Source organism: Tenacibaculum singaporense (genome assembly GCF_003867015.1).
In the GTDB taxonomy this organism is placed as follows: Bacteria; Bacteroidota; Bacteroidia; order Flavobacteriales; family Flavobacteriaceae; genus Polaribacter; species Polaribacter singaporensis.
Window position 1 is genome coordinate 1,047,543 of the sequence record NZ_CP032548.1, and the last position, 25,960, is coordinate 1,073,502.

18 protein-coding genes are annotated in these 25,960 nt (G+C 32.1%); 7 read left to right on the forward strand and 11 right to left on the reverse strand.

What is annotated here, in order from left to right:
* Positions 1–14: 14 nt before the first annotated feature.
* Positions 15–6,581, reverse strand: coding sequence for a DUF7507 domain-containing protein (locus D6T69_RS04775; protein WP_164506686.1), 6,567 nt, complete (start codon positions 6,579–6,581; stop codon positions 15–17).
* 753 nt (positions 6,582–7,334) lie between these two features.
* Between D6T69_RS04775 and D6T69_RS04780 the strand changes: the two genes are divergently transcribed.
* From D6T69_RS04780 to D6T69_RS04800, 5 genes are read left to right on the forward strand one after another with little or no spacing between them, the layout of a single operon-like run.
* Entirely contained in the window at positions 7,335–7,826 is a 492-nt protein-coding gene (locus D6T69_RS04780) for a GbsR/MarR family transcriptional regulator (protein ID WP_125066690.1), read from the forward strand.
* Positions 7,827–7,840: 14 nt separating this feature from the next.
* Entirely contained in the window at positions 7,841–8,965 is a 1,125-nt protein-coding gene (locus D6T69_RS04785) for an efflux RND transporter periplasmic adaptor subunit (RefSeq protein ID WP_125066691.1), read from the forward strand.
* A gap of 12 nt (positions 8,966–8,977) precedes the next feature.
* Positions 8,978–12,115: an efflux RND transporter permease subunit gene (locus tag D6T69_RS04790; RefSeq protein ID WP_125066692.1), complete on the forward strand. Its 3,138-nt coding sequence runs from the start codon at positions 8,978–8,980 to the stop codon at positions 12,113–12,115.
* A gap of 2 nt (positions 12,116–12,117) precedes the next feature.
* Positions 12,118–13,518, forward strand: a complete 1,401-nt coding sequence (locus tag D6T69_RS04795; protein WP_125066693.1) for an efflux transporter outer membrane subunit — start codon at positions 12,118–12,120, stop codon at positions 13,516–13,518.
* A gap of 10 nt (positions 13,519–13,528) precedes the next feature.
* Positions 13,529–14,098, forward strand: a complete 570-nt coding sequence (locus D6T69_RS04800) for a TetR/AcrR family transcriptional regulator (protein ID WP_164506687.1) — start codon at positions 13,529–13,531, stop codon at positions 14,096–14,098.
* A 98-nt stretch (positions 14,099–14,196) separates the two neighbouring features.
* Here D6T69_RS04800 and D6T69_RS04805 read toward each other — a convergent pair whose 3' ends face one another.
* The 5 genes from D6T69_RS04805 to D6T69_RS04825 are packed head-to-tail and all read right to left on the reverse strand — an operon-like array spanning position 14,197 to position 18,512.
* Complete coding sequence (locus D6T69_RS04805; RefSeq protein ID WP_125066695.1) at positions 14,197–15,006, reverse strand: DNA/RNA non-specific endonuclease; 810 nt, start codon at positions 15,004–15,006, stop codon at positions 14,197–14,199.
* Positions 15,007–15,450, reverse strand: a complete 444-nt coding sequence (locus D6T69_RS04810) for an acyl-CoA thioesterase (RefSeq protein ID WP_047790796.1) — start codon at positions 15,448–15,450, stop codon at positions 15,007–15,009.
* Between the two features lie 34 nt (positions 15,451–15,484).
* On the reverse strand, positions 15,485–16,552 hold the full coding sequence (locus tag D6T69_RS04815) for an ABC transporter permease (RefSeq protein WP_125066696.1): 1,068 nt from the start codon (positions 16,550–16,552) through the stop codon (positions 15,485–15,487).
* Positions 16,545–17,810, reverse strand: coding sequence for a mechanosensitive ion channel family protein (locus tag D6T69_RS04820; protein ID WP_125066697.1), 1,266 nt, complete (start codon positions 17,808–17,810; stop codon positions 16,545–16,547). The genes D6T69_RS04815 and D6T69_RS04820 overlap by 8 nt, the downstream gene beginning before the upstream one ends.
* A gap of 12 nt (positions 17,811–17,822) precedes the next feature.
* Entirely contained in the window at positions 17,823–18,512 is a 690-nt protein-coding gene (locus D6T69_RS04825; protein WP_125066698.1) for a queuosine precursor transporter, read from the reverse strand.
* A 65-nt stretch (positions 18,513–18,577) separates the two neighbouring features.
* Here D6T69_RS04825 and fabD point away from each other — a divergent pair, with 65 nt between their 5' ends.
* Positions 18,578–19,462: an ACP S-malonyltransferase gene (fabD, locus tag D6T69_RS04830; RefSeq protein ID WP_125066699.1), complete on the forward strand. Its 885-nt coding sequence runs from the start codon at positions 18,578–18,580 to the stop codon at positions 19,460–19,462.
* A gap of 73 nt (positions 19,463–19,535) precedes the next feature.
* On the opposite strand, the gene D6T69_RS04835 is transcribed toward fabD, so the two are convergent.
* The 3 genes from D6T69_RS04835 to D6T69_RS04845 all read right to left on the reverse strand — a co-directional run bounded on the left by D6T69_RS04835 (position 19,536) and on the right by D6T69_RS04845 (position 21,546).
* Entirely contained in the window at positions 19,536–19,730 is a 195-nt protein-coding gene (locus D6T69_RS04835; RefSeq protein WP_125066700.1) for a hypothetical protein, read from the reverse strand.
* 270 nt (positions 19,731–20,000) lie between these two features.
* A complete protein-coding gene (locus D6T69_RS04840; protein ID WP_125066701.1) occupies positions 20,001–20,402 on the reverse strand; it encodes an MFS transporter in 402 nt (133 codons plus the stop codon).
* A gap of 16 nt (positions 20,403–20,418) precedes the next feature.
* Positions 20,419–21,546, reverse strand: a complete 1,128-nt coding sequence (locus D6T69_RS04845; RefSeq protein WP_125066702.1) for a DegT/DnrJ/EryC1/StrS family aminotransferase — start codon at positions 21,544–21,546, stop codon at positions 20,419–20,421.
* 195 nt (positions 21,547–21,741) lie between these two features.
* Between D6T69_RS04845 and D6T69_RS04850 the strand changes: the two genes are divergently transcribed.
* Positions 21,742–24,165: a hybrid sensor histidine kinase/response regulator gene (locus tag D6T69_RS04850; protein WP_125066703.1), complete on the forward strand. Its 2,424-nt coding sequence runs from the start codon at positions 21,742–21,744 to the stop codon at positions 24,163–24,165.
* Here the strand turns inward: D6T69_RS04850 and D6T69_RS04855 are convergent.
* Both D6T69_RS04855 and D6T69_RS04860 read right to left on the reverse strand, forming a co-directional pair.
* Positions 24,158–25,495, reverse strand: a complete 1,338-nt coding sequence (locus tag D6T69_RS04855) for a sigma-54-dependent transcriptional regulator (RefSeq protein ID WP_125066704.1) — start codon at positions 25,493–25,495, stop codon at positions 24,158–24,160. The two genes, D6T69_RS04850 and D6T69_RS04855, sit on opposite strands and share 8 nt — an antisense overlap.
* Positions 25,496–25,608: 113 nt before the next feature.
* A complete protein-coding gene (locus D6T69_RS04860; RefSeq protein WP_125066705.1) occupies positions 25,609–25,929 on the reverse strand; it encodes a hypothetical protein in 321 nt (106 codons plus the stop codon).
* Positions 25,930–25,960: the final 31 nt, after the last annotated feature.

The window sequence follows — 25,960 nt, forward strand, 5'->3', positions numbered from 1 at the left end:
AGGTTTAGCGCTTTTTAGTTTCTTTTTAGATATAAATATCCTTTGTTAGTCATAGCTTCTTGGTTAGAATTCCATCGAGTGAGTATGTAGAAATACGTACCTGTAGGTAGTTTTTGATCTTTACTAACTGTTGCACGTCCTTCAGATATTCCTCTAAATAAATTTCCGTTAATTCCATAAGCATCAGTTTGATAAACTAAAACACCCCATCTATTAAAAACCTTTAAATTATTATTAGGGTAATTTTCAATACCGTTAATGCGGAAGAAATCATTAGCTCCATCTTCATCTGGAGAAACAGCATTAAAAATTTCAAAAGGAATTTCTTCGATCGGTAGGTCTGTTATTGTAGGGTCATCTGGATCACCATCATTATCAATATCAATATCGTCTAAGTTGTTTGGATCGTCAGAAGTATCAGTTACAGAACCTCCTGAAGAGTCTTCAGCTGTAACCAACGCTTGATTGGTAACAGACTCGTTTGTTAAGTCTTGTTCAGTTATAACATAAATAGCAGTAAAGGTTGTACTATCAACTTCGCCAGGTAATAGTTGAGGAATGGTGCTACCGTTAATTGTAATTCCAGGTAGGTTATCTTGTAAAGTAATATTATATAAAGCTGAATCTCCAGTATTGTATATGATAAAACTATATGTAATAGTTTCTCCAACATTAGCATATCCATTTCCATTAGCATCATTAAAGGTGCTTACTTTTTCAAGAGAAATACTGTTATTAGGTTGACACAATGTAGTTTGGGTTTGATCGTCTTCAAGAATACTATTGTCATCAGATAAATCACTTACATTGTTACCACTAATACTTGTGCCTGTAACAGTTGCTTGATTATTAACTGAACCATTATCAATATCAGATTGTGTAATAGTGTAACTAGCAGAATAACTCCATGTTTCATTTATGTCAAGTTGGTTGTTACTATTGATATCACCTGAGGCAAGGGTAATTGTCCCACTTAGCATTGGGTCAGTTAGGATCACATTTGTAATAGTAGTGTTTCCTGTGTTTGTAAGAGTGAAATTATAAGTTATTGTTTCTCCTACATCACTACAATTATCATTATCTTCATCGTTGAGAGTAGCAGTTTTAATTAAGGCAATTCCATCAGACTGACATAGATTGGTTTGTGTTTGATCATCTTCAAGAGTACTATTATCATCAGATAAATCACTTACATTATTACCACTAATACTTGTACCTGTAACTGTTGCTTGATTACTTACAGAACCATTATCAATATTGGTTTGAGTAATGGTGTAATTAGCAGAATAACTCCAAGTTTCATTAATGTCAAGTTGGTTGTCACTATCGGTATCACCTGAGGCAAGAGTAATTGTACCACCAAGCATTGGATCAGTAAGAACTACGTTGGTAATGGTAGTATTTCCTGTGTTTGTAAGAGTGAAATTATAGGTTATTGTTTCTCCTACATCACTACATCCATCGGTATCTTCATCATTGAAAGTGGCAGTTTTAATTAGGGCAATTCCATCAGACTGACATAAGTTGGTTTGAGTTTGATCATTTTCAAGAATACTATTGTCATCAGATAAATCACTTACATTATTACCACTGATACTCGTGCCTGTAACTGTTGCTTGATTGGTCACTGAACCATTATCAATATTTGCTTGAGTAATTGTGTAATTGGCAGTATAACTCCAAGTTTCATTAATGTCAAGTTGGTTGTCACTATCGGTATCGCCTGAGGCAAGAGTAATTGTACCACCAAGCATTGGATCAGTAAGAACTACGTTGATAATAGTAGTGTTTCCTGTGTTTGTAAGCGTGAAGTTGTAGGTTATCGTTTCTCCTACATCGCTACAACCATCAGTGTCTTCATCATTGAAAATAGCCGTTTTTACAAGTGCAATACTATCGGATTGACACACTGTAGTTTGTGTTGGGTCGTCTTCAAGCACACTATCATTATCAGATAAGTCTGTAACAACGACAGCTTGCGATGACTCTCCGCTTGCGGTAGCTTGATTAGTAATTGACCCGTTATCAATATTGGTTTGAGTTATGGCATAATCAGCTGTATAAATCCATATTTCACCTACATCAAGTGTGTTATTTGTGTTCAGGTCTCCTGAATCTAATGTAACAGGTCCGCCTAATAAAGGATCATTTACAGTTACATTAATTAAACCAGTATTACCTTGATTTGTAACCGTCATTGTGTAGGTTATTGTTTCTCCAGTATTGCTACAACCATCTGAGTTTTCATCATTAAAAGTGGCTGTTTTAACAATAGCAATGTCTGGTGCTTGACATAAATCAATTGTGGTGATATCATCTTCCAGAATACTATTGTCATCAGATTGATCACTAACTGTACCTCCAGAAACAGTACTAGCTTGCACTGTAGCTTGATTTTGCACAAAAGTGTTTGTAATATCTAGCGGAGTAACAATATAAGAACCTGTATATATCCAAATTTCATCAACATCTAACTCATTGTCTGAGTCAGTATCTCCTGAGCTGTAAGAAACTGTAAGTAAAGGATCGGTTACAACTATTGAGTTTAGTGTTGTGTTTCCTGTATTTATAACAGAAAGGGTAAAAGTTATTGTTTCTCCGTTATCGCTACAACCATCACCATTTTCATCATTAATGGTTCCTTGCTTAATGAGTGCAATACCTTCAGTTTGACATAAATTGGTTACTGTAGGGTCGTCTTCTAGAGTACTGTTGTCATCAGACAAGTCGCTTACGTTAGTTCCTCCTGTACTTACTCCTGTTACAGTGGCTTGACCAGTAACAGAGCTATTGTCAATATCGTCTTGAGTGATAATATAGTCTAGTGAGTATACCCATGTTTCGTCAACATCTAGTTCATTATCATCATCAGTATCTCCAGAATTGAGTGTTAAAGGAGAAGGAGAAATAGGATCGGTTAATTCAACGTTTGTAATACTTACATTACCAGTATTGGTTACGGTATACGTATATGTAATTGTTTCGCCTGGATTTGCGCATCCGTCACTGTCTGTGTCATTAAAAACACCTTCTTTTAATAAAGCAATACCAGCTTGTTGACAAAAAGTTGAGTTAGTAGCATCAATATATCCACCGTAAACTTCGATTGAATTTACAGCGGCAACTAATGAGTTTACTGTTAATTGAATTTCATCAAAGGTAGTGCTAGTATTAAAAGCTACAACGTAAAAACTATCTGTACTAGTTGGAGTAATATTTACTAAACCCAGGGCTTCAAGAGCGAGTAGGTTGTTTGCTGTTTGTTGCTCTTGTTGAACGCCATCAAGATAAGTTGTGATGGTGAGTGTATTTAATAAGTCTGCTTGAAGTAAGTCGTTTGTATCTCTAATTACAAATCCAGCTTGTGTACCAGCAGGATAATCAACAAGTACATCTTGAACTGAAATAGAAGCGCTTCCTGCTACACCAGCTACAATGTTTATAAGAGCATAATCAGAATTGTCTTCAGATATAACATTTACAGCATTATCAACTTCACAAGCGATACAAGCAACACCGTCGGTTCCTGTATTTTCGTTGTTAATAATAACCGAACTACTAGGATTTGATATTACGTAAGGTTCATCACAATTAATTATTCCTGGGCAGAAAGATTGAAGTACCATTCCATAAATTCTAGTGCTGCCTAGGTTTAATGAAAGAGTTTGTGTTATAGAAAGCTGTACTTCATCAAAAGGAGCTGTGGTAATAAATCCTAATCTTACCGATTCACTTCCTGTTAATAATAATCCAGAATATACAGGAAGTAATTCAGTAGTACCTGTTTTAGATTCAACAAGTGTTCCATCTAAATAGGTTGAAATGGTTATAGCATCAAACAATTGAGTATTTAAAAGTGTAGTATTTTCAATGTCAAAACCAGCAAAAGTATTTGCGGTGTAATCGGTAATTTCATTTTTATAGGCTATAGTAGATGTACCTGCAACACCTGCTAATAAATCTATAGAAGCATAGTTTGAAGTATCAGAATCAATAGCATTATTTGTGTTGTTAACACTTCCTAGTGTTAAAAGCCCTCCAGTTCCTGTGTGTTCCTCTACAGCTCTTACAGGAAAGTTTGGTTTAGTAAGTTGGGTAGCGGTATTACAAGCTAACTCAGGTCCTTCACAAAATCTATTAGTTACAGCAGCGTAAACGTTTGTTGTCGATGCAACTCCTGCCAAACTAGCAATAGAAATTTCTACAGCATCATAATTCATTGAAGTGTAAAAACCAACATAGAATTGATCAGCACCTAAAATAGGACTGTCTAAAGCAAGTAAAGAAGTACTTGTGTTAGTTTCTTGTTGTACACCGTCAAGATAGGTTGTTATGGTAATAGCATTTAAAAGATCAGCTTGAAGAATGGAAGTATTTTCTATTAAGAAACCTGCATAACCACCCGATTCGATAAACTCACTAGCTGTATTGTCAGTTACAGTTAATGTATGTGTTACTCCAAGACCAATAAGTGTTGATACAGAAGCAAAGTTAGAAGGATCTGTGTCTATAATGTTGCTAGCATCTGAAATGCCACAACCTACTACACAGAGTCCAGAAGTGTTTTCATCTACTGTTAAATCTGTAAAATTATCATTTGTTATTGCTACAGGATTTTCTGTATTACAGGGAACAGGGTATTGTACGCCATCTGTATAAATAATATACTCTGCTGTAGATTGACATCCGTTCGCATCTGTTACTGTTACATTGTAACTTCCTTGAGTTAATCCAGAAATAGAAGAAGATGTTTGGCCTCCGGGGCTCCATAGATAAGTGTAAGGAGGTGTTCCTCCAGATACGGATAAAGAAATACTCCCGTCTGATGCTCCAATAGAAGTTTCTTTTATAGAACTTCCTGATATTTGTATAGAGTTATCTACATAGCTCCCATAAACTTCAATACTATTAATAACTGAAGCTAGGGAGCTAACTGTAAGTTGAATTTCATCGTATTCAAGTGAAGTAGAAAAGCCAACCCAATAAAAACCATTAGTTGTAGAAGGAGTTATATTTATTAAACCTAATGCTTCGAGAGCTAGTAAATTGTTTCCAGATTGTGTTTCTTGTACTGAACCATCTAAATAAGTTGTTATAGTTATAGAATTTAATAAATCTAATTGTAAAAGGTCATTTGTATCCCTAATAACAAAACCAGCAGCGCTTCCAGAAGGAAAATTACTTAGAACATTTTCAACTGAAATAGAAGCTGTACTTGCAACACCAGCAGTTACATTTATCATAGCAAAGTCAGATTCACTTTCGCTAATAACATTTGTTGCGTTATCTACTTCACAAGCTACACAAGCTACTCCGTTTACACCAGTATTTGTGTTATTAATTATTACAGGTTGAGAAGGATTGTTTAATAATGTAGCAGTATCACAGTTTAAATTCCCTTCGCTAAAAGCTTCTAATATGAGACCATAAACTCGAGTACTCCCTAAGTCTAAAGTAAGAGTTTGTTGAATGGATAATTGAGCTTCATCAAAAGGTAATGAAGTAACAAAACCTACTTGAGAACGTTCGGTTCCAGTAAATAATAAACCACTGTCTACCGATAATAATTCAGAGCTACCTGTTTTTACTTCCTGTTGAACACCATCTAAATAAGTTGTTATGGTAATTCCATCAAGTAGTTCAAGATTTAAAACAGAAGCATTTTCAATGTCAAAGCCTACATAAGTTTGTGCAAGATAATTTGTCAGCTCATCTTTTATAGAAATACTTCCAGTAGCTATAACTCCTAAAGTAAAGTCAATACTGGCGTACGTATTGTTGTTTGAATCTATTGCCGAATTAGTATTTGTAACTGTTCCAACATTTAAAACACCTCCCATTCCTGTATGCTCATCAACGATACGAGCGGGAAAATCTGGTTTGTTTATTATTGTAGGAGTGTTAGGTTCTAAATTAGGACCAACGCAAAAATTATTAGTAACAGGGTAATAAATATTGGTACTTGAAGCAATACCAGCTAAGCTAGCTATTGAAATCTCAATACTATCATAATCTAATGTAGTGTAAAAGCCTACGTAAAATTGGTCGTTATTAAGTAAAGAACTGTCTAGTGTAACTAAGGAAGTTCCAGCATTTGTTTCTTGTTCAACTCCGTTTAAATATGTTTTTACGGTAATAGCACCGAGTAAGTCTATTTGAGCAACAGAACCGTTTTCTATTAAAAAACCAGCATAACTACCAGCTTCAAAAAATTCATCAGTAGTATTGTCTGTCACTGTTATTGTATGAGTTACACCTAAACCTAGCAGTGTAGAAACAGTAGTGTAATTTGTAAGATCGGAATCTGTTAAATTGTTGAGGTTTGAAATACCGCAACCAAGTAAACAAAGCCCACTAGTATCTTCAGTAACAGTTAAATCGGTAAAACTAGATGAAGAAATGGCAACTGGAGAATCGGTGTTACAGGCAACAGTTATAGGTGGAGAATAATTAATATTATCACTTGAACTTCGTTTTTCTGAAAAAGACGAAAGAGTCAAAAACAAGAAAAGTATTGAAGTGAATTTGAATTGTATGCAAGTTTTTTGCATCATTAGATGCTTATGGGTAGTTCTTTTCATAATAATTGGTTGGTTAGACATTGTAAAGAACCTGTCAAGTCCTAATTAGTGGTTTACGGACAAAGACAGCCATTACATTAGTTTAATAATGTTGGAAAATAGCTTCTGAGTATAAGATGTTATAGCTAATTTTTTAACAAAGCAACGAGTCGTAGTTCATTTTTCGGGGGTATAGTTTGTTACGAATAATTGGTATAGTAGTAAAACTTCCAAATGAATGGTAGTCTAAAAAGCAACAGCTTAGTAGTTGAAATAGCAGTAGGTTAGATCTAGAAAATTTGGTTAAAAATAATAGTGTTTAATTATAGCTAACCTTTTTGATGAGGTAAGAGAAAAATAATCATAATGCGAGAGACTTAAATTTAAAAAACTTAAAATGTGTTCCAGTAAGCCCCAAAAAAAGGAGTTACTTAGTTTTCAACAGTCAATAACTAGTTATTGACAGTAAATAGTATTTTAACTTTAAGGGGGGTAAGAGAAAAAAATCATAATTACATTTATTACTCTTACTGTAGTGTGAATATAGTAAAAAAATACAATAAATAAAGTAAAAGGTGTTGTAGTTTTTTGTTTTAAGTGTCTTTTTATTAAGTGTTTGGTTGTTTTTTTGTGATTTATTTATAGTCGGTTGTGTGGTTAAAGGAAACAAAAATACATCACTCCTTCCTGTTAAGAATCTATTAACATTTTTTTAACTTCGTTTAGTTCGGTTTGTTCCGAACAAACTTTATTTTTGCATGGTAAATTTTAATGATGATGAATCAAGTAGAAAAGAGAAAATGTGAATTAGTTGAGAAGCTAGGAATTTTTTTAGAAAAAAAAGAACAGTTAGCTCCAGTGGCGGCAAGAATATTTTCACACATTATTTTAACAGGAAAACAAGGAACAACCTTTGAAGATTTGGTGTCTGGTCTTTGTGCTAGTAAAAGTACAATTTCAACACACCTTAATCATTTACAAGGATTAAAAAAGGTAAGCTATTTTACAAAAACAGGAGATAGGAAAAAATACTTTATCCTTAATAGTGACACTATGCTTCAAGGAATAAGTAATATGGTAGAAGAATGGGAAGGAGAAAAGGAACTGCACATAGAAGTTAAAGAATACAAAGAAGATATTAATAAAACGTTGAAAGAAGAAGATAGGTTTGATCTAGGCTTTCATGATAGTTTTATTGAGTTTTTAGACGGAGCTATTGAATCTATTACTAAACTGAAAGAAAAAATTATAAACCACAAACACTAATTATTATATATAAAATGAAATATCAATCTATATACGGTATTGCTATTCTTAGCATTGTTGCATTATTTTTTACAAGCTGTGGAAAACAACAACAACAAAACCAACAACAAATGCCAGCGCTACCTTTTCCAGTAGTAAAGGTTGCTGAAAAATCAATAACAAATTATCAAAGTTACCCAGTAACTATTGAGGGAGAAGTAAATAGTGAAATAAGACCAAAGGTTTCTGGATACGTAAAGAATGTTTTGGTAAAAGAAGGGCAGAAAGTTAAACAGGGACAACTATTGTTTAAGTTAGAAACCCAATCATTAAGTCAAGATGCTGAAGCAGCAAGAGCAGCTGTAAATACAGCGCAGGTTGAAGTTAATAAATTAAAACCATTAGTAGAAAAGAATATTATTAGTCCAGTTCAGTTAGAAACAGCTAAGGCAAGTTTAGCACAGGCTAAAAGTACATACAATAGTATTGCAGCTAATATTAATTATGCTAATATAAAAAGCCCTGTAAACGGATTTGTAGGCTCAATTAATTATAGAAAAGGAGCTTTAGTAAGTGCACAAAGTGCAATGCCACTAACAAAAGTAGCTTCTATAAAAAATGTATATGCCTACTTTTCTATGAATGAAAAAGAGTTTTTAAACTTTATTGATTCAGCAGAAGGTGATACAATGGATGAAAAAATTAAAAAATTACCACCAGTAAAGTTATTGTTAGCTAACGGAAAAGAGTATGAACAAACTGGAGTTATTGAAACCATTGCAGGAGATATTAATCAGCAAACAGGTACTATTAGTTTTAGAGCAAAGTTTGATAATAAAGCAGGTTTGTTACGTAACGGAAGTAGTGGTACAATTTTAATACCTAAAGTACATAACGATGCGTTAATTATACCTTCAGAATCTACATTTGAACGTCAAGGTAAGGTGTATGCTTATACAGTAAATAATGATTCTTTGGCAGAAAAAACTATTGAAGTAGAAGCACAAGTAGGAAAGCTTTACGTGGTAAAATCAGGATTAGAAAAAGAAGAAACCATTTTAGCTAAAGGCTTAAACAAAGTGCGTTCAGGAGCAAAAATTAAACCCGTTCCAACGCCTTTAGATAGTATAGTTAACTCATTCGATACGGTATTTAAATAATAAAAGAAAATCATGTTACAAAAATTTATAGAGCGTCCGGTACTCTCTACAGTAATTTCTATTATCATAGTAATATTAGGAGTACTGTCATTAACACAATTACCGGTAACGCAATACCCTGATATAGCACCCCCAACGGTGCAGGTTACTGCTTCTTATCCAGGAGCAAGTGCCGAAACAATTTTAGAAAGTGTTATTGTTCCTATAGAAGAACAAATAAATGGGGTAGAAGGAATGACTTATATGACTTCTACTGCAAGTAATACAGGTACAGCAAGTATTCAAGTATTTTTTGAACAAGGTTACGACCCAGATATTGCTGCGGTAAACGTACAGAACAGAGTTGCTAGAGCAAATGCTTTATTACCTTCCGAAGTTACAAGAGCAGGGGTTATTACAGCAAAACAACAAAACTCGGCACTTTTATATGCTGCTATCTTTTCAACAAACCCTGAATATGATGATGTTTTTATTCAGAATTATCTGAATATAAATGTAAAACCAGAATTACAACGTGTTTCTGGAGTAGGAGCTGTAAATGTGTTTGGAGCAAAAGATTATTCGATGCGTGTATGGTTGGATCCAGCAAAAATGGCATCGTATAAGTTAGAGCCTAGAGAAGTAATAGCAGCAATTAATGAACAAAGTTTAGAAGCAGCAGCAGGATCTTTAGGACAAAACTCAGGAGAATCTTTTGAGTATGTAATTAAATATAAAGGACGATATAAAACAGCAAAAGAATATGAAAATGTTGTTGTAAAAGCTTTAGGTAACGGACAGTTTTTACGTGTTAAAGATGTGGCAAAAGTAGAATTGGATGCATTTTCTTATTCGTCATTATCACGTACAAACGGGAATCCGGCACTTAACTTTGGAGTTTTTCAAACACCAGGATCTAATGCACAGGAAATTATTGAAAACATCTATGTAAAACTTGAAGATTTAAAGAAAGATTTTCCAGAAGGATTAGATTACATAATTAACTATGACACAAATAAATTTTTAACAGCATCTGTAAACAAAGTAAAAAGTACTTTAATAGAAGCCTTTTTATTAGTGTTTGTTGTAGTGTTTATTTTCTTACAAGATTTTAAATCTACTTTAATACCCGCAATAGCGGTTCCGGTATCAATTATTGGTACATTCTTTTTCCTTAATCTATTTGGATACTCTATTAACCTGCTAACGTTATTCGCTTTAATCTTGGCAATTGGTATTGTGGTAGATGATGCCATTGTAGTGGTAGAAGCGGTACATGCTAAATTGGAAGACGGAGCAGAAAGTGCAAAAAAAGCATCCATTTCTGCGATGAGTGAAATTAGTGGAGCTATTGTATCAATTACTTTAGTAATGATGGCTGTATTTGTACCAATTACTTTTATACAAGGTCCATCAGGAGTGTTTTATGAGCAATTTGGGGTAACACTAATGGTTGCTATTTTAATTTCAGCAGTAAACGCACTAACACTAACACCAGCTTTAAGTGCATTACTATTAAAACCACATAACGATACTCACAAGAAAAAAGGATTATTACAGCGATTTTATGATGCATTTAATGCAGGATTTAATGTGGTAACTAATAAATATACCAAGTCTTTAGGGTTTTTAGTAAAACATAAATGGGTAACAGCAGGTATTTTAGGAGTAAGTGTTTTAGCCATTGTATGGGCAAGTAATACAATCCCTACCGGTTTTGTACCATCAGAAGATAGAGGGGTAGTTTTTATGAATGCAGAATTGCCAGCAGGTTCTTCATTAGATAGATCATATAAGGTTACAGAAAAGTTATATGAAAGTATTAAAGAAATTGAAGGAATAAAAGGAGCATCATTTATTAGTGGACAAAACTTTTTCTCTGGTTCAGGGAGTTCATATGCAATGGGCTTTATCATTCTAGAAGATTGGAGTGAAAGAGAAAGCGATGCAGAATCAGTTCAAAGTATTGTGGGGCAATTGTTCGGAAAAGCAGCAATGATACCAGATGCAAAAATTATTTTCTTTACACCACCAAGTGTACCAGGTTTTGGTAGTGCAGATGGTTTTGAAATGAGATTATTAGATCGTAGTGCTAAACCATTAACCGAAATGGATGCAACAGCAAAAGAGTTTGTTGGTCTTTTAAATCAACAACCAGAAATAGCATTTGCGTCTAACTCTTTTGATACGGGATTCCCTCAGTTAGAATTAGATATCAATGTAGAAAGAGCTAAAGAGGCAGGAGTATCAACAAGTGCTATTCTTTCTGCTTTACAAGGATATATTGGAGGTAATTATGCAGCTGACTTTAGTAGATTTGGAAAACAGTTTAGAGTTTTTGTACAATCACTACCTGAAGACAGAGTAAATGAAGAAAGCTTAAATAGCATGTTTATAAAAACTCCAAGTGGAGAAATGACACCAATTTCTCAATTTGTAAGTCTAAAACGTGTATATGGTCCACAAACGGTAAATCGTTTCAACCTATTTAACTCAGTAACAGTAAACGGAGGTGTAACTCCAGGATTTAGTACAGGAGATGCCATTACTAAAATAAACACATTAGCAGAAAATAATTTACCAGAAGGGTATAGTGTTGCTTATTCAGGAATTACTAGAGAAGAAATAGCATCATCAGGACAATCTACCATTATTTTTATGATTAGTATTTTGTTTGTTTATTTCTTATTAGCAGCACAATACGAGAGTTACCTATTACCATTATCAGTAATTTTCTCATTACCAATTGGGGTAGCAGGAGCATATTACACAACGTATTTAGCAGGATTAGAAAACAACATCTATTTCCAAATAGCCTTAATTATGTTATTAGGTCTGTTAGCAAAGAATGCGATTCTTATTGTAGAATTTGCAATACAACGTCGTAAACAAGGAAAAAGCTTATACGATGCGGCCATTGAAGGAGCAAAAGTTCGTTTAAGACCTATTTTAATGACCTCGTTTGCCTTTATTCTTGGATTAATGCCGTTAGTATTAGCAAAAGGAGTAGGAGCTGAAGGAAATAACTCTATCGGAACTGGTGCTGCAGGAGGACTGTTAATAGGTACCTTAATAGGGGTATTCGTTATTCCTGTACTATTTGTAGTATTTCAATGGCTACAAGAAAAAGTATCAAGCAAACCAGTTGTTATTGAAACTAAAGAAGATTAATTATGAAACGTATACTAAATAAAACCTTGGTTGTAGCTGTAATGGCTACAACCTTACAAAGTTGTTTTGTTGCTAAGGATTATGCACGTCCTGAGTTAAAAGAAACAGAACATTTGTATAGAACAGATAATTTACCAAAAGACAGTATCTCGATGGCAGATGTGTCTTGGAAGGATATGTTTACTGATGCTCATTTGAAACAATATATTGATGAAGGGCTTCAAAATAACTTAGATATCCGTGTAGCCATACAACAAATGGCAGCAGCAGAAGCTTATATGAAACAAGGTAAAGCAGGGTATTTACCTAGTATTGGTGTAGGAGCAAAAGCTACACACCAAGAGTTGGCAAAAAACAGTCAGTTTGGATCTTTTTTCAATGGAAGTTTACAACAATATGAGTTAACAGGAAATCTTTCTTGGGAAGCTGATATTTGGGGTAAAATACGTAGTAATAAAAGAGCAGGAAAAGCAGGTTATTTACAAAGTGTAGCGGCACATCAAGCAGTAAAAACTCAATTAGTTTCAGCAATAGCAACTACTTATTATCAGTTAGTAGCTTTAGATGCTCAATTGGAAATTACTGAACAAACTATTGAAACAAGAGAGAGTAGTGTAAATACCATTAAAGCTTTAAAAGATGCAGGTCAGGTAAATCAAGTAGCAGTAGATCAAAATATAGCACAGTATAACAATGCAAAAGCATTGAAAGTAGATTTAGAAGCATCCATCTTTAAAATTGAGAATACTTTAAATCTATTACTAGGAAGAACATCAGTAGTTGTTGAAAGAAGTAAACTTTCACAGCAACAATTAGATGCAGCTATTAAAGTAGGTGTTCCAGCTACATTATTAAGAAATAGACCAGATGTTATAGCTGCTGAGTATGGTTTAATTAATGCTTTTGAGATGACAAATGTTGCTAAGAGTAATTTTTATCCATCGTTAACAGTAACAGCAAGTGGAGGATTTCAAAGTTTAGAGTTAGATGAGTTGTTAAGTACCAACTCCTTATTTGCAAATATTATAGGAGGTTTAACACAGCCTATTTTCAATCAAAGAAAAATTAAAACACAGCATGAAGTTGCTAAAGCACAACAAGAACAAGCACTGTTGAGCTTTAAAAAGACTTTGTTAACTGCTGGAAATGAAGTTTCAAATGCACTTTTTGACTATAAAGCAGAAACTGAAAAGTTTGAATATAGAAAAAATGAAGTTGAAGCTTTACGAAGAGCAGAAGCAAACTCAGAAGAGTTGTTAAAAAATGGATATGCAAATTATTTAGATTTATTAACAGCAAGAGAAAGAGCATTGAATGCTGAGTTAAATGTTATCAATAACAAACTAAATCAGTTATTAAGTGTCGTGAATTTATATGAAGCATTAGGAGGTGGTTGGAAGTAAATAGATGATAATGGGTAATAGGTCAAAACTTATTAAGGTAGCCAAAGAAAAATTTATAGCATTTGGCAGTAAGCATACCACAATGGATGAAATAGCTGAGTTACTCGGAATTTCAAAAAAAACTATTTACGCTTGCTTTTCTTCAAAAGAAGAATTGATAATTGAAAGTATCAAAGAATTAATAAATGAATTCAAAATTGACACAGAACCTATTTTAAAATCTGATAAAACAGCGTTAAATAAAGTAATAGAGATATATAAAGTAATTTTTAAGTATGTAGAAAAGTTTAAACCATCATTTATTTTTGGGTTAAAAAAATACTATCCTAATGCTTATGATGCTTATAAGGAAATTACTACGGATGTTGTTTCTACAGATATAATGAATTTACTAGAAGAAGCTAAAGAGCAAGGAGAGATCAGACCAGATGTAGACCTTAAATTGTTTAGTAAATTATATTTAAGCGGACTAGAAAGTCGTTTGTTTGAAGCAGATAATTTGTTTGACAATTACTCAAAAGAAATACTGTTAGAGTATATGATTATTAATAATTTAAACTCTCTAAAACCCGCTAAATAAGTACACAAATTTTTGTGGTTTTTGATAAGAAGTGTCATGTAGTATGTTATCATATCTGCAGGACACTTTTTGTTTTTTGTATAAAAAGGAATTTAAACTCACCTAAAACTCCAATTTTTATAATTAGCAGAAGCCTCTAGTTGATTTTCAATATTATCAGGTAATTCAGGGAAGAAATCAATACCTGTTTTTTGTTCTAATTCATCAATAGAAACTACAAAATCAGATAGCGGTTTGTTACTTTCCTTATGGGGAAGTAAAAAAGCAATGGCTTTAATTTCAGGTTGAGTATAATCTAGTAAAACCTTATAAAAATAATTAGGAACACTTACTTTTTCCTTTCCTATAGTTTTCAAATTAGGTTCTAAAACACCACCAGTAACAACATACAAATGATTATACTTCTTTGCCCAATAACGAGTTTTTTGTTCTAATTTATTCCAAATTCCAGCATTAAACTCGTGGTTTTGAGGAGAAATGTTTGAGGTGTAAAAAGTTTCATCATGAGCATTTTTAGAGGCACGTCTATCACCAGCAGGACATAAGTGTCCTTTGTCATAACCAGATCTTTTATAATTTCTCCAATCTGCAGATTTTGTCTTCACCTTGGGGTCTACAATAAAAAATGGACGCTTACGATTGGTATAAACAATATCATTTTTATCTAAAGGATAAGCAACCCATTCGGCTTGTTCGTGTTTTTCGCTATATGATAACTGGTAGCCATTATGTTTTATAATGACTCCAGTTGTTGAGGTAGGAAAGTAATTGAAGTTATTAGTTTTATTACTGGCTGTTTCAGTTGTAGGTTGAGAAGAACTATTAGCTTCTTCTTTTTGTTGTAACCAATAACCTACAAGTAAAGCAACAATGGTAATAACAACCTTTATTTTCCTTGAAGTACTCATTTAATTACTTAACACAATTTCTTTAAAATCTTCAGTTTTTTCAACTTCATTAAAAATCTCTTGAAATTTAACAGGAGGTACAGTTAGTTTACGTTTAACCAAATCTAACCAAGCACCATAAACAGTGATAATTGCAGAGAGTTTACCTGCTTGATTAAAAACTTCATGTTGAATTTTCCAACGTTCACCTTTTCCGGATAAACCAGTAACTTTTAGGTTTACAGTAATATCTTCACCCATATGTATTTCACGTAAAAACTTGGTGTTTTCTTCAAATAAAATAGGACCAACTTTTTCCTTAGTAAAATCTTGAACAGTTACATTATGCTCTTTAAAAAAACGTAAACGTAATTCAGCAGCATAATCGTTATATGCGGTATGACGCATGTGTATGTTGGCATCAAAATCTGCCCATCGTGTTTTAAACTCAACACTAAAACTCATATCAAAAAAATTTAAGAAAGCGAATTTACAAATTTTAAGCTTTCACATCCAAAGCATCACGAAGTGTGTTTCCAATTAACATAAATGCCATTACCAAACTCATAATAGCAATTCCAGGAATAAGAGCTAAATAAGGTTTTCCAAGAATAATGTAGTTATAATGATTTTTAATCATAGCACCCCAAGAAGGAGTAGGAGGTTGGGCTCCAATACCTAAAAAACTCAATCCGCTTTCAATTAAAATAGCAGCTGCAAAATTAGCGGCGGAAATTACGATGATAGGCGCTAAAATGTTAGGTAAAATATGTTTGAAGATAATTCTAAAATCAGAAAAACCTAAAGCTTTGGCAGCTTCTACATATTGCTGCTGTTTGGTAGTAATTACTTGACCACGAACTACACGGGCAACTTCTACCCACATAGTTAATCCCACCGCAATAAAAACTTGCCAAAAACCTTTACCCAAAGCCAAAGTGATGGCAATAACAAGTAAGAGAGTTGGAATAGACCAAGTGATATTGATAACCCACATAATAAAATCATCTATCTTTCCACCAAAATAACCTGCAATAGCTCCAATAGGAATTCCTATTAAAAGAGAAATAAATACAGCTATAAATCCAATAAAAAACGAAATTCTAGCACCAATCAATAACCTGCTTAATAAGTCACGACCATATTTATCAGTTCCTAAATAAAATGTTTTTTGCTGAATGTATTGTTCGTAAGAAACAGGAAATTCTTTTGGTAAACCATCGGAGTACTTAATAATTTCTAACTGATTATTTTTAACAGAAAATGATTTTATAGGTATTTCTGTTGATGAATTTTGCTTTCCCTCCATAAAAACAGAAAACCACGATTGTTGGTTTTTTATTTCTGAAGGAATGCTTAATAGTTGCACAGAAAAACCAGGAGGTTTAGAATGAATTTCTAAATGCATTTGATTGGCAGAGTTACTGTTGTCTGGAGCTAAAACATAACAAAAAACAGCAATAAATCCGCATAAAATAATATACCCAAAACTAAACATGCCTGTTTTACTACGTTTAAATTTTTGGATGGCTATTTGCCATAAAGATGTACCTGTATTATTATTCACTCTTTTGTATTTCTTTCAAGTTATTGATATCAATACTTGATGGATTTTGAAAAACTTCCAAATCAAAATATTTTACAGAAGCTAAAATATGATCAAAAATATTAGCCATAACACGTTCGTAATCTACCCAGTTTTTTTCTCTACTAAAGGCATAAATTTCTAGTGGAATTCCATTAGGAGTAGGTTCTAACTGACGAGACATTAACAACATATCTTGATTTATTTTTGGATGATTTTCAATGTATTTATCTAAATAAATTCTGAAAGTTCCAAAATTGGTAAGGTTTCTACCGTTTAGAATTACCGATTTATCTACATTGTTTTCTTCGTTGTATTTTTTTACTTCCTTGCTACTTTTTTCAATATAGTCAGAAATTAACTCAATCTTTTTAAAGCGCTCAATATCTTCATCAGAAAGAAAGTGAATGCTATTTATTTTAATTAAAATTGAGCGCTTTATACGTCTACCACCTGAAGTATTCATTGTTCTCCAGTTCTTAAAAGAATCGGATGTTAGGTAATACGTAGGAATGCTAGATATTGTATTATCAAAATTTCTAATAATTACAGAAGTAAGGTTAATTTCAACCACATCACCATCAGCACCATATTTTTCCATAGTAATCCAGTCTCCAATTCTAACAGTATCATTTACTGCTACTTGAATACTTGATACAAAACCAAGAATGGTGTCCTTAAAAATTAATAATAATACTGCTGAAAAAGCACCTAATGCAGTTAAGAATCTAATTAAAGGTTTTCCTGTTAATACAGAAAAAGATGATATAGCAGCAATAAGCCACATGATTACCATGAAAATTTGCACATAGCTTTCTAAAGGTTTGTCTTTAAAAGCATTGGTGGTACGAAGAAAATCTTTAACACTCAGTAAAATACTGCGTATAAACCAAACAATAGCAAAAATAATGGCAATAGTGGCTATACGTTCAGCATAAGTAAACAAGTGAGGGAAATCAACTAAAATGTCTTTTAAAAAATTAAAAACAATAGTAAGAATAACAATTCTAGAAAGATTTAAAAAAGCTTTGTTTTTAATAAGCATATCATCAAAACTAGTTGATGTTTTTGCAGCCATTTTATTCACTGTTCTTTTACCAATATACCTAAATATTTTGAATAAGATATAACCTAAAATTCCAAATACAATTAGGTTTGTAAATAAGTTTAGGTAAATGGCAAGCGTTTCTGAGAATGAAAAATGTTCTTTAAAAATTCTGTAAAAAAACTTGTTAAACATAGTAGTGTTAAGTTAAAATTCTGTGATTTCTTCTCCTATTTTTAAGCCGAACTTTTTTCTAAACCAATATACAACAACATACAAAACAGGGGTGTCTAGTGCTGCAATAATGACTTTGAATAAAAAACCGCTAAGTAAAAGGCTACCAAAAATACTCCAAGGAAGTATTTTAAAAGAACTCAATAAAAATAATACGGTAAAAGTATCTATAAATTGTGACAAAAAGGTAGAAAAATTATTACGAAGCCATAAATGTTTTCCTTTAGTTAATCTTTTCCAAAAATGAAAAATACGAATGTCTATAAATTGAGCAGCTAAGTAAGCTAACATAGAAGCTAATACCGCTAAAGGAGAAAGACCAAAAACTTTGGTAAAGATTTTATTATCAATAGGAGAGCTGTCAATTGCAGGAGCATAATCAGCTACTAAAATAATTAACATAGAAAAAAAGGAAGCAAAAATTCCTGCTACGACAACTCTATTCGCTTTTTTCTTACCATAAATTTCAGAAAGAATATCTGTAATTAAAAAAGTAATAGGATACGGAAGTATTCCAACAGATACTTCAAAACGAAATAAATTAAAGGGTTCCCAATAAAAAAACTTCTGAAAAATAAGGTTTGAAGTTACAAGAGAGGCTATAAATAACGAAGCTAAAACTAGATAAATAAGTTGTGCTTGAGATTTTTGTTGTACAGTCATAAAACGAAGATAGTAATTTTAAAAGTTGTATGTTTGCATGGTTAAATAAACAACAAAACAAACAAATGAAAGCGTATATTTTTCCAGGTCAAGGAGCACAATTTACAGGAATGGGGTTAGATTTATATGAAAACTCTCCATTAGCTCAAGAACTTTTTGAAAAAGCAAATAATATATTAGGATTTAGTATTACCGACGTAATGTTTGAAGGTACTGCTGAAGAATTAAAACAAACTAAAGTAACGCAACCAGCTATCTTTTTACATTCAGTAATTTTAGCAAAAGTTTTAGGAGATGATTTTAAACCAGAAATGGTTGCTGGTCACTCTTTAGGAGAATTATCAGCGTTAGTAGCGAATGGTGTATTGTCTTTTGAAGATGGATTAAAATTGGTTTCTAAACGTGCTTTAGCAATGCAAAAAGCATGTGAAATTCAACCGTCTACTATGGCAGCAGTGTTAGGATTAGAAGATGCTGTAGTTGAAGAAGTTTGTGCTTCAATTGATGGAGTAGTAGTTGCAGCAAATTATAACTGTCCAGGGCAATTAGTAATTTCTGGTGAAATTGAAGCTGTAGAAAAAGCATGTGAAGTATTAAAAGAAAAAGGAGCAAAGAGAGCGTTACTTTTACCAGTAGGAGGAGCATTTCATTCACCAATGATGGAGCCAGCTCGTGAAGAATTAGCTGCAGCTATTGAAGAAACTACATTTAATGAGCCTATGTGTCCAGTATACCAAAATGTGGTAGCGAAAGCAGTAACAAATCCTGCTGAAATTAAAGAAAACTTAATAGCGCAATTAACAGCGCCAGTAAGATGGACGCAATGTGTGCAAGCAATGATTACTGATGGTGGTGCTGAGTTTGTTGAAGTTGGTCCAGGTAAAGTATTACAAGGATTAATGCGTAAAATTGATAGAAGTGTAGCTGCTAGTGGTGCTTCTTTAGCATAAATAGTAAAAACATATAGTATAGAAAATCCCGTTCCAAAAGAACGGGATTTTTGCTTTTGTGAAAAGAAAATTGTTACTTAGCTAAGACACAGTCTTTACAATCTTTAACTTCACCATAATAGGTTTCTCTGTATTTGTGTACCGTTTCAAGCGGTATAATATTTAAAAACATTTTTTTAATGTAGGTAACGTTAGTATGAAGTTTACCCATTTTTCTTGAAAATCGTTTTTCTAAACGTGTTTCTCTTTTAATTTTAATCAATTTCATTATTCTAGTATCATTTAATTAGGGTACAAAGCTAAAAAGCTTAAAGCGTGATGTCAATTAATAATCGTTAAAACATTAAAAATCAACTAATAAATATGTGTTCTTAAATTTGGAGTGTACTATTTTAAGAATATGATAATAGGAAACAGAAACAATTCACAAATTAGAGGTGTAAAAAAGCTGTTTTTTGCTAAAATGAATAAAAAATCACTCAAAATTGATTGAAAATAATCAAAAATGAGTGATTTTTGTCTTTTTATATAAGAAGTCTTAGCTTCTGATATCTAAGGTTTGGAATATTTGTGCTTTTTTTGGAGCTAAAAGAATTAAATAAATTAATAAGATTACTCCTAACAATAAAAAATCAGGTTTTAAAATTAAAATCAAAAAGCAAGCACCTTCAATAATAGCCCATCTAGCTATAGAAGCAGACTGATAAATCGCAAGTTTCTCTTCATTACTAGCATCTTTTTGAATGTTTCTCAACATGTTTTTAAAGATGAAGTTACTAGCAACATAAGCAATTGCTGGAATAAAAGCATATAATAACGATGAGTTATCAATCACCATATCAAATATAGTTTTAAAATTACCCAGAATTGTAAAAGCAAGAGCAACTCCAGCAACTAAAGCAAGGTGAATAACTTTTAAGGTTTTAATTTTTTGATCCATAAGATTTCAGTCCAAATTATTGAATAAAGTCATTCACAGTTTTAGTAATAAGCGCTAGTTGTTCTTCATCTAATTCTGTATGCATTGGTAACGAAATAACTTCATCAATCAACTGGTTAGTTACTGTAAAGTCATCTTCATTATATCTATCATCTTGATATGCTTTTTGAGCATGTAACGGAACAGGATAATAAATAGCATTTGGAATTCCGTTATCTAATAAATGTTGATGTAACTCATTACGCTTTCCGTTAGTAATTCTCAATGTATACTGATGGAAAACATGCGTTGTAAAATCACTTATAGTTGGTGTGATAATATTTGGATTGTTAGCAAAAGCGTTTGAATAATATTCCGCAGCTTTTCTACGAGCATCGCAATAACTATCCAATAAAGGTAATTTAGCTTTTAATACAGCAGCCTGAATAGAATCTAAACGAGAATTCACTCCAACAACATCGTGGTAGTAGCGCTTATACATTCCATGATTAACCATTCCGCGAAGTGTATGTGCTAATTCATCATCATTAGTAAAAATAGCTCCACCATCACCATAGCAACCTAAGTTTTTAGAAGGGAAGAAAGAGGTAGTTCCTACATTTCCAATAGTTCCAGCTTTTTTCTTCGTTCCGTTAGAAAAAGTATAATCTGCTCCAATGGCTTGGGCATTATCTTCTATTACAAATAAGTTATGTTCTTTAGCAACTTCTAAAATAGCTTCCATGTTAGCACATTGTCCGAATAAATGAACAGGGACAATAGCTTTTGTTTTAGGAGTAATTGCTTTTTTTAAAGCTTCAATGTCAATATTAAAAGTATCAGGTTCAACATCAACTAAAACAGGAGTTAATTTTAATAAACCGATAACCTCAACAGTTGCAGCAAATGTGAAATCAGCAGTAATTACCTCGTCTCCTGGCTCTAACCCTAAGCCCATCATGGCTATTTGTAGAGCATCAGTACCATTAGCACACGGAATTACATGTTTAACACCTAAATAATTCTCTAAATCTGCTTGGAATCCATGAACATAGGGTCCGTTAATATATGCTGAAGAATTTAAAACTTCTTGAATAGAAGCATCAACTGTATCTTTTATTTTTTGATATTGACTTTGTAAGTCAACCATTTGAATTTTTCTCATTTTGACATGATTTTATAAACATCAAAAATACAAACTATCTTTCATTGTTACGAGGTCTTTACAGAAAATAATAAAAGGAATAACAGTATGTTTTGTATAAGATTGTACAATATGTTTAATAAATAAAATATAGAGCAACAAAGGCTGAATATTGGCGTTTTGTAGAGAGGAGAAACTAAGATTAAGTATCACTAAATGAAAACATCTAAACGTAAAATAGCTTTTAAAGTTTTAATAGGTTATGCCACTCTTGCGGTTTTAGCTGTTATTTCAGGAATCTTGTTGTTTTCTGAAATAAAAACTTACATAGAAATACAAAAGCAAGGTGTTTCTGATAGAAGTAATATTATACAGACAGGAGGCTTAATTGCCGATATATATGAAAATGAAAATTTAGGGAGAGCAGCAATTCAATTGAATTCTTATAAGCGATATAATGAGTATGTAACGGAAAATAAATCGTTATTAAAAAAGATTGACTCACTTAATTTCCTTACAAAAGATGTGTCAAAAAAAACGATTTTAGATAGTGTTAAGTTGGTTTTAAATAAAAAGCGAAAAAACATAACTAGTTTAAGAAGGTTAAATCAAAGAAATGCTTCAGAAAAATCAATAAACGAAGCTATAGATAAGTTAGGGTCTATAGATTCATTGCTAGGGAAAGGTTCAGTAAAAGACCTTGTTGATGATGCCGAGGTTTTTAATAAAAAAACAGGATTGAGTTTAGAAAGATACCTTAAATTATTTGATAGAGAAGATGAAGAAAAACCCGTTAATGTTGAAGAACAAAAACAAATAGACTCCCTAGTTTCAGCTTCAAAAGAAATACTTCAAAAAGCCCAAAGAGAAACAACTATTAAACGAAGGTTTTTACGAATAAAAGAAAGAGAGTTAATAGAAAACGATATTACAATTTCAAGAAAGTTACGAGAGGTTTTAAGTGTATTAGAAAGGGATGTTATTTTTAATGCAAACCAAGCTCATAAAAAGCATGAAGAAACGCTAGGACGTAGCAAGAATATAATTCTTTTAGCCACAGGAGTTGGTTTTGTGATCATTGTACTTTTTTCAATAATAATTTTAAATGATTTTTGGAGAAGTCAGCATTACAGACAAGAATTGGAAAGTGCAAATGCAGTAACCTCATCACTTTTAAAAAGTAGAGAGCAGTTAATATCTATGGTAAGTCATGATTTGAGAACTCCTTTAAGTACTATTACTGGATTTAGTGAGTTGTTGCAAAAATCAATAACTAACAGGAAGGAGAAAAATTACATAGTGCATATACAAAATGCATCGGTTTACATGGGACAACTTGTTGGTGATCTTTTAGAGTTTTCAAAATTAGAAAATAGTAAAATAACTATCGAGGCAATTCCTTTTGATTTAAAAAAAAATATAGAAGAAGTAGCTGATAGTGCTAAGAATTTAGTTCAGAACAAACCTATTTCAGTAGAAGTAAAGCATGATGAAAAAATAAACTCATTAATTATTAGTGACCCTTTTAGAATAAAGCAAATACTATATAATTTAGTAACCAATGCCTGTAAGTTTACAAAAGAAGGTTCAATAATAATAAAGAGTAAGTTAAGAAGTGTAAAAGAACAAAGCTATATAGAAATTATAGTAATTGATACAGGAGTTGGGATAGATAAAGATAAGCAAGACAAAGTGTTTAAAGAATTTACACAGGTGCATGAAAAAGAGAATGGTCAGAATGGATTTGGGCTAGGTTTGACTATCTCTAGAAGGTTAGCAGAGCTTTTAGGAGGGTCGTTAACTTTGCAAAGTAGCTTAGGAAAAGGAAGTAAATTTTCATTGTTTGTACCAGTTACATTTGCCGAAGAAAAACCAAAAGAGAAAGAAATAGAATCTCAACAGGAAATAATTAGTATTCATGCTGTAATAGTAGAAGATGATGCTTCTTTGAGATCACTGTTAAAGAATGTTTTAGAGGAATTAGGAATGATGGTAACCTCTTTTGGGAATGCTCAAGAAGCACTAAAAGAAATAGATAATATTACTTGCGATTTGGTTTTAACTGATATACAGCTTCCTAAAATGAATGGTATCCATTTTATGGAGACCTTAAAGAAACATAAATCTTATAAAGGTCAGCCCATTGTGGCAATGACAGGGAGAGCGAATTTATCGGAAAGTGAATATATTAAAAATGGTTTTTCAGACGCATTGATTAAACCTTTTCACTCTAAAAGGTTAAAAGAAATTTTACAACGGTTCTTTGATTTTAAAATTAAAGATGATAATATATTTGATAATCAGTGTGATAATAAGAAAGCAAATAGTTTTGATATTACTTCCTTGAAAACATTTTTAAATAATGATGAGGAAGAGATAAAAAAAACATTAGAATCTTTTTTAAAAGATACTGAAGAGAACTTATTGTTATTAAAGAGGTTTGTAGACAAGAATAACTTAGAAGAGTTTAATAATATCAGCCATAAAATGTTGGGAATGTCAAAACAATTAAAAGCAACTAAATTAATCGCTTTTTTAGAAGAGTTTGAGGTTAGTAACGAGATAGATAAAACCTCATGGAGGAACTTTAAAAAAGAGGTAGAGACCTTTTTAATTGAACTAAAATCTTATCTTAACTAATCTTGTGTTCTTTTAATTTATTATACAGGGTTTTTCTAGTAATATTTAAAAGTTTTGCAGCTTTAGTTTTGTTATTTTTAGCTTCATGTAAAGCTCTAATAATAAGTTTTTTTTCATTTTCTTTGGTAGAAAAATCATTAGGTAAACTGTATTGACCTTCAGTGTTTTTTAATTCTTCAGGTAAAACTTCTTTTTCTATAATTTCAGTTTGAGATAAAAGCGTAGCTCTTTTTATAACATTAGATAACTCTCGTAAGTTTCCAGGCCAATTATATTGTTGAAATAAAGCTAGAACTTCTTGAGAAAACCCAGCAATTGACTTGTTAAGTTGTTTGTTAGCCTTTTCTAAGAAGAAATCAGCGTATAGAATTAAATCATCTTTTCTATCTTTTAAACTAGGAACCTTAATAGAGAACTCATTTAAACGATGGTATAAATCTTCTCTAAAGTTACCTTTTTCAACAGCTAATAATAAATCTTCATTGGTAGCTGTAATCAAACGAATATCTACCATAATTTCTTTACTACTTCCAACAGGTTTAATCTTTCTTTCTTGTAAAGCGCGTAACAATTGTACCTGACTTTCGTAATTTAAGTTTCCAACTTCATCTAAAAAAAGAGTTCCTCCATTTGCAGTTTCAAAGTGTCCAATTTTATCATTTATAGCTCCAGTAAAAGATCCTTTTTGGTGTCCAAAAAATTCACTTGAAGCAATTTCTTTAGGAATAGCTCCACAGTCTACTGCAATAAATGGTTTGTCTTTGCGTAAACTTTGGGTATGAATGGTGTTTGCAACAACCTCTTTACCTGTACCACTTTCACCTGTAATAAGAACAGACATATCAGTTGGAGCTACTAAGTGAATATGCTCGTATAAGCTTTTAGAAGCTGAACTTATACCAGAAACAATATTAGAACTTGAGCTGGAAACTTTATTGTCTTCCTTTTTTGTTTGGGTAACTTCTTCAGGTTTAACCTCAAGAGCATTACTAATTACTTCTAAAACTTCATCAGGATTAAAAGGCTTAGAAATATAATCAAAAGCACCTTGTTTCATTGCTTGTACTGCCGTGGAAACTTCAGCATAACTCGTCATTAAAACAACAGGAATATCACTGTCTGTATTTTTACTCTGTTTCAATAAATCAATACCATTACCATCAGGAAGGCGTAAATCAGTAAAAATTAAATTATAAGAATGCTTTTTTAAGAGAGCAGAAGCATTTTTAATAGTATAGCTAACCTCTACTGAATACTGATGTCGCTCTAAAAAATGCTTTAACATATTAGAAAAAGTAACATCGTCCTCTACCAATAAAATCTTTTTCATAAAAAATGTTTATTCTAAATTGTTTGTATAATATAACTTTTTGTAAAAATAAAAAGAGCGTTTTACATGAAAACGCTCTTTCTTCAATAAAATTGAGGAGGGAAATAAAAAAATTACTTTTTTGAATTGCTAACTTCTTTTTCGTCTAATAAGTTACCTTCTTTATCAGTATAAATAGTTTTGGTTGTGTTATTTACACTAATTTCTAATTTGTACTGCTCTTTTTCGTTAACAAAAGCTTTACTTAAGGTAGCTTTAGGGAAGCTTTCCTTAATAGAGTTTACTAATGTTGCTGGTAACTTGTCTAAAGAGACTTCTTGGAATCCATCTGCTACAACTGTATGAACAGGGTTTATAGGGGAAATAGTGTTGTTAACTGTTGCATAAGTTGATACACCTGCTAAGATTGCTACTGCTAAGATTAATTTTTTCATGACATTAAGTTTATAAGTTATAATTATTTAA